The 13,316-nt window shown below is 38.1% G+C and carries 10 protein-coding genes and 2 pseudogenes; 6 read left to right on the top strand and 6 right to left on the bottom strand.

Annotated features, from left to right (window positions below; genetic code table 11):
* Window positions 1–1,416: an FAD-dependent oxidoreductase gene (locus AC0VZ4_RS12480; protein WP_475439826.1), complete on the top strand. Its 1,416-nt coding sequence runs from the start codon at window positions 1–3 to the stop codon at window positions 1,414–1,416.
* A gap of 56 nt (window positions 1,417–1,472) precedes the next feature.
* Here the strand turns inward: AC0VZ4_RS12480 and AC0VZ4_RS12475 are convergent.
* Window positions 1,473–2,294: pseudogene (locus AC0VZ4_RS12475) on the bottom strand (IS4 family transposase); the annotation flags it as partial.
* 79 nt (window positions 2,295–2,373) lie between these two features.
* On the opposite strand from AC0VZ4_RS12475, the gene AC0VZ4_RS12470 reads away from it, so the two are divergent.
* Window positions 2,374–3,258, top strand: a complete 885-nt coding sequence (locus AC0VZ4_RS12470; RefSeq protein WP_475441595.1) for an IS982 family transposase — start codon at window positions 2,374–2,376, stop codon at window positions 3,256–3,258.
* A gap of 11 nt (window positions 3,259–3,269) precedes the next feature.
* On the opposite strand, the pseudogene AC0VZ4_RS12465 reads toward AC0VZ4_RS12470, so the two are convergent.
* A pseudogene (locus tag AC0VZ4_RS12465) lies at window positions 3,270–3,791 on the bottom strand (transposase domain-containing protein); the annotation flags it as partial.
* Window positions 3,792–4,585: 794 nt separating this feature from the next.
* Here AC0VZ4_RS12465 and AC0VZ4_RS12460 point away from each other — a divergent pair.
* On the top strand, window positions 4,586–5,608 hold the full coding sequence (locus AC0VZ4_RS12460) for a GGDEF domain-containing protein (protein ID WP_475439825.1): 1,023 nt from the start codon (window positions 4,586–4,588) through the stop codon (window positions 5,606–5,608).
* Window positions 5,609–6,010: 402 nt separating this feature from the next.
* Here the strand turns inward: AC0VZ4_RS12460 and recN are convergent, their stop codons facing one another.
* The 3 genes from recN to nadK all read right to left on the bottom strand — a co-directional run bounded on the left by recN (window position 6,011) and on the right by nadK (window position 9,276).
* The gene (gene recN, locus AC0VZ4_RS12455) at window positions 6,011–7,684 is read right to left on the bottom strand and encodes a DNA repair protein RecN (protein WP_475439824.1); all 1,674 of its coding nucleotides are present in this window, start codon (window positions 7,682–7,684) and stop codon (window positions 6,011–6,013) included.
* A 75-nt stretch (window positions 7,685–7,759) separates the two neighbouring features.
* Window positions 7,760–8,317, bottom strand: coding sequence for a hypothetical protein (locus tag AC0VZ4_RS12450; RefSeq protein ID WP_096792855.1), 558 nt, complete (start codon window positions 8,315–8,317; stop codon window positions 7,760–7,762).
* 74 nt (window positions 8,318–8,391) lie between these two features.
* On the bottom strand, window positions 8,392–9,276 hold the full coding sequence (nadK, locus tag AC0VZ4_RS12445; protein ID WP_475439823.1) for an NAD(+) kinase: 885 nt from the start codon (window positions 9,274–9,276) through the stop codon (window positions 8,392–8,394).
* A 176-nt stretch (window positions 9,277–9,452) separates the two neighbouring features.
* On the opposite strand from nadK, the gene AC0VZ4_RS12440 reads away from it, so the two are divergent.
* On the top strand, window positions 9,453–10,418 hold the full coding sequence (locus AC0VZ4_RS12440) for a hypothetical protein (RefSeq protein WP_007375834.1): 966 nt from the start codon (window positions 9,453–9,455) through the stop codon (window positions 10,416–10,418).
* A gap of 58 nt (window positions 10,419–10,476) precedes the next feature.
* Complete coding sequence (grpE, locus tag AC0VZ4_RS12435) at window positions 10,477–11,088, top strand: nucleotide exchange factor GrpE (protein WP_033028721.1); 612 nt, start codon at window positions 10,477–10,479, stop codon at window positions 11,086–11,088.
* A 26-nt stretch (window positions 11,089–11,114) separates the two neighbouring features.
* Here the strand turns inward: grpE and AC0VZ4_RS12430 are convergent, their stop codons facing one another.
* On the bottom strand, window positions 11,115–12,317 hold the full coding sequence (locus tag AC0VZ4_RS12430) for a Bcr/CflA family efflux MFS transporter (RefSeq protein WP_475439822.1): 1,203 nt from the start codon (window positions 12,315–12,317) through the stop codon (window positions 11,115–11,117).
* A 197-nt stretch (window positions 12,318–12,514) separates the two neighbouring features.
* Here AC0VZ4_RS12430 and AC0VZ4_RS12425 point away from each other — a divergent pair, with 197 nt between their 5' ends.
* Window positions 12,515–13,312 carry a M48 family metallopeptidase gene (locus AC0VZ4_RS12425; protein WP_008134732.1) on the top strand — a complete coding sequence of 266 codons (798 nt, stop codon included), beginning with the start codon at window positions 12,515–12,517 and terminating at the stop codon, window positions 13,310–13,312.
* Window positions 13,313–13,316 lie beyond the last annotated feature (4 nt).

Here is a 13,316-nt window from a genome sequence, read left to right as displayed (position 1 = left end):
ATGAGCGAAAATGTATATCAATTTATAGACGTGCAGCGTGTAGACCCACGCAAAAAACCAATCTCGTCACGTAAAAAATCTTTCGTAGAAATTTACGAACCCTTTTCAGAGAATCAGGTTAACTCACAAGCTGACCGTTGTTTAGATTGTGGTAACCCATACTGTGAGTGGAAATGCCCTGTACATAACTACATTCCACAATGGTTAAAGTTAATACGCACGGGCCGTATTATAGAGGCGGCTGAGCTTTCTCATCGTACCAATAGTTTACCAGAAGTGTGTGGCCGCGTTTGTCCACAAGACCGCTTGTGTGAGGGCTCGTGTACGCTCGATGAAGAGTTTGGTGCGGTTACAATTGGTAATATTGAAAAGTACATTACTGATGAGGCATTTAAAATGGGCTGGAAGCCTGATATGTCTTATGTAACATGGACCGACAAAAAAGTAGCCATTATTGGTGCTGGCCCTGCAGGTTTAGGATGTGCTGATATTTTAGTACGAAATGGCGTTAAGCCAGTGGTGTTTGATCGTCACCCAGAAATAGGTGGACTACTCACATTTGGTATTCCTTCTTTTAAACTTGAAAAATCAGTAATGCAAAAGCGCCGTGAAATTTTCACTGAAATGGGCGTAGAATTTAAGTTAAATGTTGAGGTAGGTGTTGATATTACACTTGATCAAATTTTAGCTGATTACGACGCTGTGTTTTTAGGGGTTGGTACGTATCAAAGTATGCGTGCAGATCTTGAAAATGAAGATGCACCGGGTGTTCACGATGCATTACCGTTTTTGATTGGTAACACGAACCGTGTAATGGGCTACGACGAGACAAAACAACCGTGTATTGATATGGCTAATCAAAAAGTAGTTGTACTCGGCGGTGGAGATACAGCCATGGATTGTTTGCGTACGTCTATTCGACAAAATGCTGCAAAAGTAACGTGTGCTTATCGTCGTGATAAAGAAAATATGCCAGGCTCTAAACGTGAAGTTAAAAATGCGAAAGAAGAAGGCGTTATATTTACGTATAACGTTCAGCCTAAAGGCATTGTATTGAACGATAAAGGTAAAGTAACCGGCGTTAAAATGGTTAAAACTAAATTAGGCGAACCTGACGCAAAAGGCAGAAGCCGTGCTGAAGAAGTACCTGGTTCAGAACATGTTATTGAAGCAGACCAAGTTATTATGGCGTTTGGTTTCCAGCCTCACAAAATGGATTGGTTAGAAAAATACGATGTAGAAATAAACAACTGGGGCGGTATTAACGCACCAGAACAAGGTGAGTTTACACATCAAACTACTAACCCTAAAATATTTGCTGGTGGCGACATTGTACGTGGTTCAGATTTAGTGGTAACTGCTATTTTTGAAGGACGTAATGCCGCAGAAGGTATTATGGACTACCTTAAAGTATAACTATTTTTTGGTTACTTTAAATATACGTTAAAGCAAGCTTTCGAGCTTAATGCCAGTCAGTTAACAGCTGACTGGCGTTTTTTATTGGGGTATTTACTGGGTTTTGGTTTCACACATCTCGGATACGCCCGCTCCTGTTTTATCGGTAATATGTGATGTTCAACTTGAGCTTGTAATTGCTCTATTGATTTAGGTATCCGTCCTGCATTTTCTATAAACATTGTATGAATAAGGTTAATAATACTAATAGCACACGTCGTAAAACTCAGGTGTTTTGCATATATTCCAGACTTTTTCTGCGCCATTTTCACCATCTGATATCGGAGCAAGTTATAGCTCAACATTACGCCCCATAATTCTTGCGCTATCATCTCAGGTTTCTTGCTGCGTAGCGTGAAGTGACTATTCAGTAACGTTTGTTTCATTTCTCGATAACCAAGTTCAATTTCCCACCGTTCACTATAGAGGTCAACAATGTCAGCCTTAGGAAAACGCATTGGATCAGTCAGTGAAGTGAGTATATTCACCTCTTTCCCCTTAACCGTTTTTGTGACTAGCCTGACTTCAATGCTCTGTGGTAAATCGTCGAACTTTTTTCTCGCTTGTGCTGTTGCTTTTAGCTTGATAAGTTTGTCTTGACGACCTAAAGAGCGAACAATTTCATATTGCGTGCCTTTTCTCATCGGTTGAAGCCAATGCCTATTTTCCCCAGCATGATGCCAACGATTGAGTAAGCCTAGAGAATAGAAGCCTCTATCAAATAACGTCAGTGAGTTATCGGGTGTTGCCTCGATTAAGTCTTCAGCCAACACCATTTCACTAGTACGACAACTATCAAAGGCGCTCCCCATTAATAAATGGCTAGTTAACCTGAATCTCGTTTAAGAAATTGAACTAAATGCCTGTTCCGAGATCCGATCTTTCGACCAAAAACGATTGGATAAGCAAGGAACAGGCATGATTAAATTAGTTGAATTATTTTGCGATGTCGATGATTTTTGCAAAGTATTTATACCCCAATGGGAAAAACAATTACTCGAAGATGGCACCCAAAAACGTCAGCGTTCAGGACGTATGACGACCAGTGAAATTATGACTATTGTTATTAGTTTTCATATGTCACATCACCGAGATTTCAAAAATTACTACCTTGGCTATGTATCACTTATGTACAAAAGTGAATTTCCCAACTTGCTCAGTTACACACGATTTTTAGCCGTTATGCCAAGGGTAATTGTGCCGATGTGTGCCTATTTTACTTCACTTAAAGGTAAACCCACAGGCGTTGAATTCATTGACTCCACATGTATTAAAGTGTGCCATAATATTCGTATTCCAAGACACAAAACCTTTGATGGAATAGCCCAGCGTGGCAAAGGAACAATGGGATGGTTTTATGGCTTCAAGCTACATTTAATCGTTAATCACCATGGTGAAATTGTTGCTGCGAAAGTGACAACAGGAAATGTACATGATACTCAACCAGTGCGTGAGTTAGCGAGCTGCCTGACGGATAAATTATATGGTGACAAAGGGTATTTAAGTAAAGCTTTAGAAGCCGATTTACTCGATAAAGGGGTAAAGCTCATTACGACGGTTCGCAAAAATATGAAGGCAAAAGCGATGTCATTATGGGATAGAGCAATGCTTTCAAAACGCTTTATAATCGAAACAATTAATGACCAGCTCAAGAACATATCCTTCATTGAACATTCAAGACATCGGAGTATGAACGGCTTTATGTTGAATTTAGTCGCTGGATTGGTGGCTTATTGCTTGAAAGAAAAGAAGCCACACCTTAATTTAACTGACGTAGAGCTTAACGCATTAGTTATCGCTTAAGCAGAACTCAGGTTAGTTAACTCCATCAAACACACCATGCGAACCTGAGGGAAAGCCGTGTCACCATGCTGATTTTTCCACACGGAGAATGCATGTTGATTTTCAGCAGTATCCGGTGTGCGCCAAATAACACCATCAACACCCAGTAGTGATAGCCCGCACCATGTGGGATGGTTCGCATCAGCATTCCACATTTGCTGACTTTTCTCAAAAACCTGTTTAACGGCATCAGCCCCAAGCCGCTGCCTAGCCTGTACAACCGCACTGGGTGCAACGAGTTCTTTTTTACCTGGTAAAGCGAGCCCTAATTTACTGACAATACTCCACAGTGGGTCTTCACGATAAAACGACATACAAATGACTGTCCAAACGGCCATCTCAACAGGAAGCCTTCTTTTCCTTATCGTCGCGACACCAGCGGTTTCAGCGCATTGTTTGATAAACTCAGGACATAAAAAATCACTCAGTTGACCTAAGCCTTCTGAATTGGGTGCGTAGCTATTGGCAAGAGAAAGTGCGGTAGTGAGTTGCAAAATAAAAGGCTCCTGAATAAATTCAGAAGCCTTTATAAACTAACCAGAAGATCGGTCAATGGATCGTCAAATATTTCTTAACTGATCGGCATTAAGCTTTCGAGCTTGCTTTTTTTATACGTAATGATGCCTTAGACCAACCTGCATAAATCTTTGAGAAATTTAACGAATTAAATTGCACTGTAACGTCATTAAGGATTTTTTATTTAGAACAACTAGGGTATGTTGATCTTTCAGGATTAAAGTTTGTTCAATCTAGGGGCGATTTAATCGCGGAGCGGGGTTTGTAACCTAGTGGGATTGTTGGTAACTGCTCCTGCGTTAGCCAACTGGCTTATATTCATTTAAGAATAAAAAAATTGAGCAAATCTTCCGCGTCCTGCTAATGCACCTTACCTAAATCTATTTAGGTAACAAAGACTTAATCGTCCTTAGAAAGAATCCAAAGGGCAGCGCATATTTGGCATTTATGCTACGTCATCCAAATTTATGGGGAATAATCACACTACATTTGCCTAAATACCAAACATACGGCTGAAAAATTAATCACGAAAGGTCAACACGCCCTAATTATTTATTCTTTATATAAATAATGTAGGCAATTAGGTCTAATGTTAGAGAGTGCTTAACCGTGAAGGTAGGGAGAAAGAATCTAATTCTACTTTTTCCGTATTTTAGCATGGTATTAAGTGTTGATTAATTAACTAAATAAATACAAAATACGCGACTTATTTACTATTTGCTTACTTTGCGTTCTGGGTTGGCGTCATTTACGAAAAGAAAACTGATAAATTATGCACAAATACTTCGATAAAACAGAAAGAGAATTAATAGTAAGGTTTTTCTCATCAATAGGCTTTATATCCACATTTTTGATGTCGTGTATTGCATTTACTAATAGCGAATATTTTCTTTTTGTGACACTTGTCGGTTCGTCACTTATCTATATTTGGGCATTTAATATTTACAAAGAGGTAGAAAAGTCTGCAAATGCGATTTTATATAATCTTTATGGATTGATGCTTTACTTAGTTGTTACTGGCGGCGCTGAAGGTACAGGGCCAATTTGGATATTTATTGTATCACCAGTAACATATTCTATTCGAGGATTAAAGCGAGGGACATTTGATATATTCATATTTTTGCTAGCGATAATGTTAGGCTTTTATTGCGCAGACATGTTTAATATTTATGAATATAAACCAGCACAATTTCCTTATAGAATTGTATTTTCGTTTATTATTGTCGCTTTACTCACAGGTTTTTACGAACAATCAAGAGAGAAGTACAGCAATAAAATAATAGCTTTAAGTCAAAGAAATGAACGATTAGCAACAATCGATCCATTAACTGAGCTTCCTAACCGTCGTCATGCAATGAATAAGTTAAGTGAATTCAAAAAGGAACATGCTTACAAAGGCATACCTTTTGTATTGCTACTAGCTGATGTTGATAACTTCAAAAAAATTAATGATAAATATGGACATAACTTTGGCGATGAGGCACTTATTCATTTAGCTAATATTTTTAAGAAAAATATTCCACAAAATGCTGTTGCTTCTCGTTGGGGGGGAGAGGAGTTCTTAATAGCAATACCTAATGTTAGTGTTACAGAAGGGGTAAATGTAGCAGATAAAATCCATGATTCACTTAAAAAGGCAGCGGTAAGTTTACGTACTAATACTGTAAACTTAACAATTAGTATTGGTGTTGTTCAAAGTGAAGAAAACAGATCAATTGATCTTGATATTAAACATGCTGATCAGCAACTCTACAAAGCAAAAGAGCAAGGTAAAAATAGAACTTGCTCAGCTTAGTAACCATCTATATTTGCTAATCCATAGAGAAGGAGTCAAGAGAAGGTTTCGTTTTGGCCTTTCTTCGTTTTACACTCATGTAGCAAAAGAAATTACAGGTAATTTGGAGCGCAATAAGTATCGTGTAACTCCCTTTTAAGTATTGTGAATCTCTGTCAAACTCAACAGCTAAATATAAACCGGCGAATAACAATTGAAACACCAAAACTATATTTACAAAGCGTAATAAACGTTGTTTAAATTGAGTATGTTTAAATCGACTTAAAAGCATTAAGAGCACACATACTATTATTAAAAGCCAACTAAAACCTATACACATATAAATGACACTATTTTGCATTATATTTATCTCTTAGCAATTTGATACATCTTGATTTGTTATAAATCGGTAGTTAAATAGCATTAGGCATGTGCCATTATCAGTTCTTTTGCGTTAGCTTTAGCCGTCTTACTTACGTTGTCTCCAGCTAATAAGCGAGCTATTTCATTAACTCGTCCATCTTTATTTAAAGACAGCATATGAGTAAATGTTTCACCTTGAGCAATTTCTTTAGCTACAAAGAATTGTTGATGCGCACTGCTAGCGACTTGCGGTAAATGCGTTACACAAATTACTTGAGTTGATTTACCTAACTGACGTAATAGTTTGCCAACTGCCGATGCGGTAGGGCCTGATATACCTACGTCCACTTCATCAAAAATAAGTGTTGGGGTTGTTACTTTTTGTGCAATAATCACTTGAATTGCTAAGCTAATACGCGAAAGCTCCCCCCCAGATGCTACTTTAGCAAGCGGTTGTAGTGGCTGTCCTGGGTTAGTTGAAACTAAAAATGATACATTGTCGTACCCTAAACTGTTGGGTGCACGCTCAACTTCTTGAGTTAATGCTATTTCAAATACACCATTTTCCATTGACAGGTTAGCCATACTCTCACTGATCAAAGTGTTTAGTGTATTTGCGTACTCTTTACGACTTTTGCTTAACTGATCGCTTGCCTGTTGGTATGTCACTCGCGCATTTTCTATTTCGGATTCTAGTTGTTCTAATCGAGCACTATTAGTACTAATTGACTCCAGTTCCTGTGAAATAGATTGATGAAACTCAACTAGGGCTTGTGGTTTTATATGATGTTTGCGAGCTAAGTCCATTGCACCACTTAGTCTATTTTCTACTTCAACTAAGCGAGCTGGGTCTAAATCTGCTTGTTCAGTGTAATCACGCACTTCGCGACTCGCTTCTTCAACTTGTACAGCGGCTTCGCTAAGCATAGCAGCTACGCTTACTAAACTTTCGTCATATTGAGCCAGTTCGGTAAATTGCTGAGCACTATGTTGTAACAACGAGCACGCATTTTGTTCATCGCTTTCGTAAAGGTGCTGTAGCTCTCGTTGGCAGGCTTCTAAAATGGTTTGGCTATTACTGAGTTTATAATGCTCAGCCTCTATTTGTTCAAATTCATTTTCTTGCAAAGCAAATTCATCTAGTTCTGCAACTTGATATTCTAAAAGTTGTTTTTGAGCCGCTTGCTGTAATTGTTGCTGCTCTAGGTGCTTAAATTCTTTTTGTAAGTTAGCGAACAGCTTATAGTTTTGGCTCACGCCGTTAACTAAATCATTGTGACCGGCATAGGCATCAAGTAATTGCAATTGATGCTCAGCTTTCAAAAGATGCTGATGGGCATGTTGCCCATGAATAGAAATTAAGTATTGACCAAGTTCTTTTAGCTGTGCGGCGGTTACCGCACTACCATTAATATAACTTTTACTGCGGCCATTTTTACATACCACCCGACGTAATAAGCACTCGTTATCGGCATTTGCTAACATGTGTCGTTCTAAAAAAGCGTTAGCTAGTGGAAGTGCACTTAAATCAAATTGTGCACATACTTCTGCCTTATCCGTGTTAGGGCGAACCGCTGAGGCTTCTGCTCGTTCACCTAAACACAGTGAAAGCGCATCAATGGCTATAGACTTACCTGCACCCGTTTCACCGGTGATGGCGGTCATACCGTTTTGCCATTCGGTACTTAAATTACTTACTATTGCAAAATTTTTAACTTCTAAACCAATTAACATACTGTTTATCCATCCAGTCAATTAACTGTTAATTTATACAGTGTTTTGGTTTTTTGCAAATTAATTTTTTAGTATTTAAGCAACACTTGCCTCTTCGTTAATAGGAGAGTCATTAGTTTCTTGTTGCAAAAATTCAACTTCTTCTTTTTTATCAATGTGTTGATGGATGTCTTCTGTTTGGATAGTAAATATTAACGAAGGTAGTTGAGTGTCATAAAAAGCTTTGTTATATAAAATACCTTGATGAGGTAGCTCAGCTATAAAGTGCTGTAAGTTATCAATTAAACTTTTAGCCGAATTAGTTTGATAAGTTTTATTTAATTCGTTAGATAAAGTGCTGACGAGTAAATCAGTTACATCTTCTAATTTTTGTAAATTGTCATCATTATATGCTTGTACTACAAAAAAATTACTAACAATTGCCTGGACTCTAGGAACGTGTTTCGGGCGTATTACCTTAACATCCAACAATTCATTTAGTTTGCTTTTCAAACGTGTACTAATTTTTGAAACTCGATCATTAAAAATTCTCTTCTTGGTTTCGCTTGCTATACGACGATTATTTTCAACTATTAAATAGCTACCTAGTAGCGTAATTAATAACAAAAGTGAAAAAAATACAACATACGTCATTTGCTATAGTTCCTAATAATATTATTTTTTATTTTGCGATATTTTGCTCTAAAGTCTTACACTTGGCAATAAAATTAGTATAAACGACTACCCCAATTTAATTTAGTACGTAAAACGTTGTAGTAAGAATAATTTTTTGGATGAATTAAACGCAGTTTTTTATCTGCTTTCTTAATGACAACCTCATCGCCAGGTAAAACAGCAAGCACAACATGGCTGTCGCAACTTACCTGTAGGCTATCTGTATTTTCTAGGCTTAGCTTCAAGCGTACTTCGTTATCAGCATCAACGACTAATGGTCTGCTCGATAATGTATGTGGGAACATAGGTACTAACGAAATAGCATTAAGCTCTGGTGTCAAAATAGGTCCACCACCTGAAAGTGAATACGCCGTTGAGCCTGTTGGTGTTGATACAATTAAGCCATCCGAGCGCTGTGAAAATACAAAATCTTTATTAATAAAGGCTTCAAACTCAATCATATGTGCAACTTTATCGGCATGAAGCACGGCTTCATTGACCGCAGAATTAGCGCTTTTTAATTCGTTGTGGCGGTATACCTCTACTTCAAGTAAAAAGCGATTTTCTTCAATAAAATCACCACTTAAAACTTGTTCTAAACTTGGTTCAAAACCTTCAGGGTTTAAATCAGTTAAGAACCCAAGGTTCCCCCTGTTAACACCGATTACTGCTACGTTGAAACGAGCTAAAACACGTGCTGCGCCCAACATGTTACCGTCACCTCCAACGACAATAGCCAAATCAGCCAGCTCCCCTAAGTTGACTAACTTAACTAGTTTATCTGTGGGTACATCAACTAACTGGCCACCAGTGCGTTTTTCTACGATAACCTCAAAACTAAGTGCAAGTAAAAATGTATGCAGACGTTGTAGTGTTGCGGCTGCACCAGGGTGGTTTGGTTTACCAATAAGGCCAATGGTTTTAAAAGGAGAATCCATAATGTGTACACTATAAGTTTGAATGTTTGTAGAGTAACCCAAAAGAGAAGTGTTTGAAAATACAGATCTTAGCTTAAATTGGTATGATTAACTTACCTAGGTAATTAATTTAGTTTTATTAGCTACCAGCATACTATGTGACTTGAAATAACTGTAAATGCCCCGATATATCAGACATGCAACAAGATGTAGATAACATGAAATTAAATCCACGAGATCAGCAAATTTTTTCAGCTGTTATGAACATGTACTGTAATGGTGAGGGGTTACCCGTCCCATCAACAAAAATTGCTAAGCTTAAAGGCATGGCTGTGTGTTCGGCTACGGTACGTAATGCGATGGCTCGCTTAGAAAAAGTGGGCTTATTGTATTCACCTCATACATCTGCAGGCCGTGTGCCTACAAATGAGGGGTTTGATTATTGGTTTGACGAGTTCTTTCCACTCGCTGATATTGCTAATTATTGGCAACCAGAGCAATCACAACTCGTTGAACTTGCTCATGGTTTGAGCCAAAAATATCAGGTGTGTTGTTGTGTGGGTTTGCCACAAGCCAGCTCGCAGCAAGTATTTAGAGTAGAGGTACTTGATTTTGATTCTACCGACTGGCTTATTTTATTAATAGACAGAGCAGGGCAGAGCCATAATATTTGTATTGATAAGCCTCATGATTCGTCAGACTCTGTTCGTTATCAGTTTGCAACGTGGTTAAACACCGTCTTTAGTCAACAAACCTTGATGGAAGGTTTATACCGTATGCAAGCTATGGCTAATACCGCGCCTCGAAATTGTCACGATTCGCTTAATCAATGGACGCGACAACTAAGCCAAAAATTAGGCTCAGATAACAGTATTGTTGTTGGCGAAAATTACCTTTACAAACAAATTGATTGTGAACAAAGCTTAAATATTGGTGTCTCATTTTTAAATTATGTAGAAGATAAGCTCGCTTTTAAAAATGGGTTATCGGTACTTAATAGCGAAAAATTACCTTTTACTGAGTGCGATGAATTGATTGTAATAAGTGTCCCGTACTTTCAAAATCAAGAATACCAAAGCCGCTTTTGTATAATTTGCCCTAAATCAGCGCAAATTGAAGAAATAATTCAAGAATTTAAATTAATTGAGACATCTAACTCTTGAATCTTTTTATTCAATCCCCATAATTACCCCAGTTGAAAAGAATTGGAGCACGTATTTTATGTCTGAGCAGACACAAAACCCTGAGCAAGAAGTAGAATTAAACGAAGAAATTTCTAAAATGCAGGCTGATGTAGAAGCAGCAGTAGAAGCCGCTGATCAACATGCAGAACAAGAGCAAAGCCCTGAAGCAGAAATTGCGATGTTATATGCAGAGCTTGAGGCCGCTAAGCAAACTATTGCTGATCAAAAAGATGGTGTTGTTCGCGCAGCAGCAGACGTAGATAATATTCGTCGTCGTGCAGCACAAGATGTAGAAAAAGCGCATAAATTTGCACTAGAAAAATTTGCTAACGAATTACTACCTGTAATTGATAACCTTGAACGTGCTATTGAATTTTCTGATAAAGAAAATGAGACTTTAAAGCCGTTGCTTGAAGGTATCGATATGACGGTTAAGAGCTTCAATGACGCTGTTTCTAAATTTGGTGTTGAAATTGTAAACCCACAAGGTGAGATGTTTAATCCAGATTTTCATCAAGCAATGTCAATTCAACCAAGTAACGATGTAACACCTAATACAGTACTTGCTGTTATGCAAAAAGGTTACACATTGAATGGTCGTTTATTACGCCCTGCAATGGTTATGGTTTCTAAAGCTGCTGATGCTTAATTGAATTATTAGTTTTAAAAAATGCCTCATATTGAGGCATTTTTTTTGTCTTTTTTATAGTGAATTAACTGTACGAGCATAGTGAGTAACACGGCACTAAACATTAAGCTTGAAAATGGCACTGCGCTTTTTGCATGCATAATAGCGAGTAAGGGGCCAACTAATGCGCCACTACCAAAACGAAGAGTGCCAATTACGGCGGTTGCCGTGCCAGTGTTTTTTTCAAACTTCATTAAAATTAACGAGTCAGCATTACTTGCTGTGACGCCTAAACTCATCATTAATGGCGCAATAGCAGCCACAATATAATAAAGTGATAAATGCAATAAGCTAAATGTTAATAGCGCAAGCCCCGATACAAACCCACATACAAGTCCAATATAGAGCATCTTTCGAGAGCCCAGCCTTGGTACAATTCGCGTATTTAAAAAGTTACCAAACATCAGCGCCATTACATTAAAGGCAAATAATACACCAAATAATTGTTCTGACACTTCATATAAATCTAAATATATAAAAGGTACTGAGGTTAAAAAGCAAAAAAATCCAAATGATACAAACATAGAACTGAGTATGTCGGGACGTGCATCTTTATTACTGAGCACTGTTTTATAGCTATCAAAAAATAAAGCGAGACCCTTTTTTTCATTTTTGTGAATAGGAATATCGATTAGATATACTTGTACAAACGCTAATATTAAAAAGCTATATCCAGCAAGCACCAAGAATATGGTTGACCAAACAGAAAACCCTAAAATAAACGAGCCAACTGAGGGGGCAACTAACGGTGCTACCATCATGATCATCGATACATACGACATTCCTTTAGCTGTGTTTTGCTGATAAATATGGCGAATAATACCCGGTACTACTACCGTTGCTGCAGCTCCTGTAAATGCTTGTACTGCTCGAAGAGTCCAAAAGGCATGGATTTCGGTGGTAAATGCAAGTGCAAGTGAGCTTGCGCCAAATAGGGTTAAGCCAAAACGGGCGAGCTTACGGCGGCCAATTTGATCGGCAATCGGGCCAAAAAATAACATCCCCAATGAATAACCTGCTAAGTAAATACTCAACGATATTTGTACATTTGGCATATTAGTGTGTAAATCGTTTGCAATTACCAGCATGGCGGGCAAATACATATCAATAGCCAATGGCGTAATCGCCACAATACTGGCTAATAAAGGCAATAAAATACGGGTATTAAAAGACGAGGCTGAGGCGTCCATGTGTAAACTCAACAATCACTAAAAACAAGGACTGTAGTGTAACAGGGCATTGTATTTGGATAAACTTAGTTCGCCTGCTAAGTTTATCGTCTTATCGCATCTTGTTAATATAGCGCTATATAAAGCAAATATTTTAAATTGGTACTGTGTTTGCTATTCTACAAGCAATAAAAAATTAATTGCTTAAGAGAATTACCATGAAAAAACTAGTACTTGCAGTATTAGCGACAGCCGTTTTGGCTGGTTGTAAAACGTCGCCAACAGGACGCACACAAATAGCGCTTTATTCAGACCAACAAATGAGTGAAATGGGCACTGCTAGTTTTGCTGATATGAAAAAAAACCAACCAATTAATAAAGATGCAAAAACAAATGCATATGTAAATTGCATTGCTGAAAAAGTAGTGGCTGTATTACCAAAAGAATACGCTTCGCAAAATTGGGAAGTGGTTGTATTTGAAGATGAATCTGCTAATGCTTTTGCATTACCAGGTGGTTACATTGGCGTTCATACTGGCTTATTAAAAATTGCTACTAATCAAGACCAATTAGCAACAGTACTAGGGCACGAAGTAGGCCACGTAATTGCTGAGCATTCAAATGAGCGTGTTTCACAAAGCTCTATTTTAGATACAGGTATGCAACTTGGTAGTGCGGCACTTGAAATGGGTAACATTCAATATCGTAACGAAATTATGCAAGGCTTAGGTTTGGGCGCACAGTATGGTGTTGTTTTGCCATTTAGCCGCTCGCACGAATCAGAAGCCGATACTATTGGTTTAGATTTAATGGCTGAGGCTGGCTTTAACCCACAAGAGTCAGTAACCCTTTGGCAAAATATGAGTGCGGCAGGTAGTGGTACAACACCTGAGTTTTTATCAACTCACCCAGCGCCAAGTAACCGTATTAAAAACTTACAAGCGCAAATGAGCAAAGCACTTAGTGAGCAAAGTACTGCTAAAGCACAGGGTAAAAACCCACAGTGCACACTGTAGTTAA

This window comes from Pseudoalteromonas sp. QJM3NY_22 (assembly GCF_056173065.1).
The sequence above is the reverse complement of the archived record's forward strand: the minus strand, read 5'-3'. Positions and strand labels throughout refer to the sequence as shown.

Excerpts from the sequence above, each read along its gene's own strand:
- grpE (WP_033028721.1), top strand. The coding sequence starts at position 10,477 with ATGTCTGAGCAGACACAAAACCCTGAGCAAGAAGTAGAATTAAACGAA.
- recN (WP_475439824.1), bottom strand. The coding sequence starts at position 7,684 with ATGTTAATTGGTTTAGAAGTTAAAAATTTTGCAATAGTAAGTAATTTA.
- AC0VZ4_RS12450 (WP_096792855.1), bottom strand. The coding sequence starts at position 8,317 with ATGACGTATGTTGTATTTTTTTCACTTTTGTTATTAATTACGCTACTA.
- AC0VZ4_RS12440 (WP_007375834.1), top strand. The coding sequence starts at position 9,453 with ATGCAACAAGATGTAGATAACATGAAATTAAATCCACGAGATCAGCAA.
- AC0VZ4_RS12460 (WP_475439825.1), top strand. The coding sequence starts at position 4,586 with ATGCACAAATACTTCGATAAAACAGAAAGAGAATTAATAGTAAGGTTT.
- AC0VZ4_RS12470 (WP_475441595.1), top strand. The coding sequence starts at position 2,374 with ATGATTAAATTAGTTGAATTATTTTGCGATGTCGATGATTTTTGCAAA.
- AC0VZ4_RS12430 (WP_475439822.1), bottom strand. The coding sequence starts at position 12,317 with ATGGACGCCTCAGCCTCGTCTTTTAATACCCGTATTTTATTGCCTTTA.
- AC0VZ4_RS12425 (WP_008134732.1), top strand. The coding sequence starts at position 12,515 with ATGAAAAAACTAGTACTTGCAGTATTAGCGACAGCCGTTTTGGCTGGT.
- AC0VZ4_RS12480 (WP_475439826.1), top strand. The coding sequence starts at position 1 with ATGAGCGAAAATGTATATCAATTTATAGACGTGCAGCGTGTAGACCCA.
- nadK (WP_475439823.1), bottom strand. The coding sequence starts at position 9,276 with ATGGATTCTCCTTTTAAAACCATTGGCCTTATTGGTAAACCAAACCAC.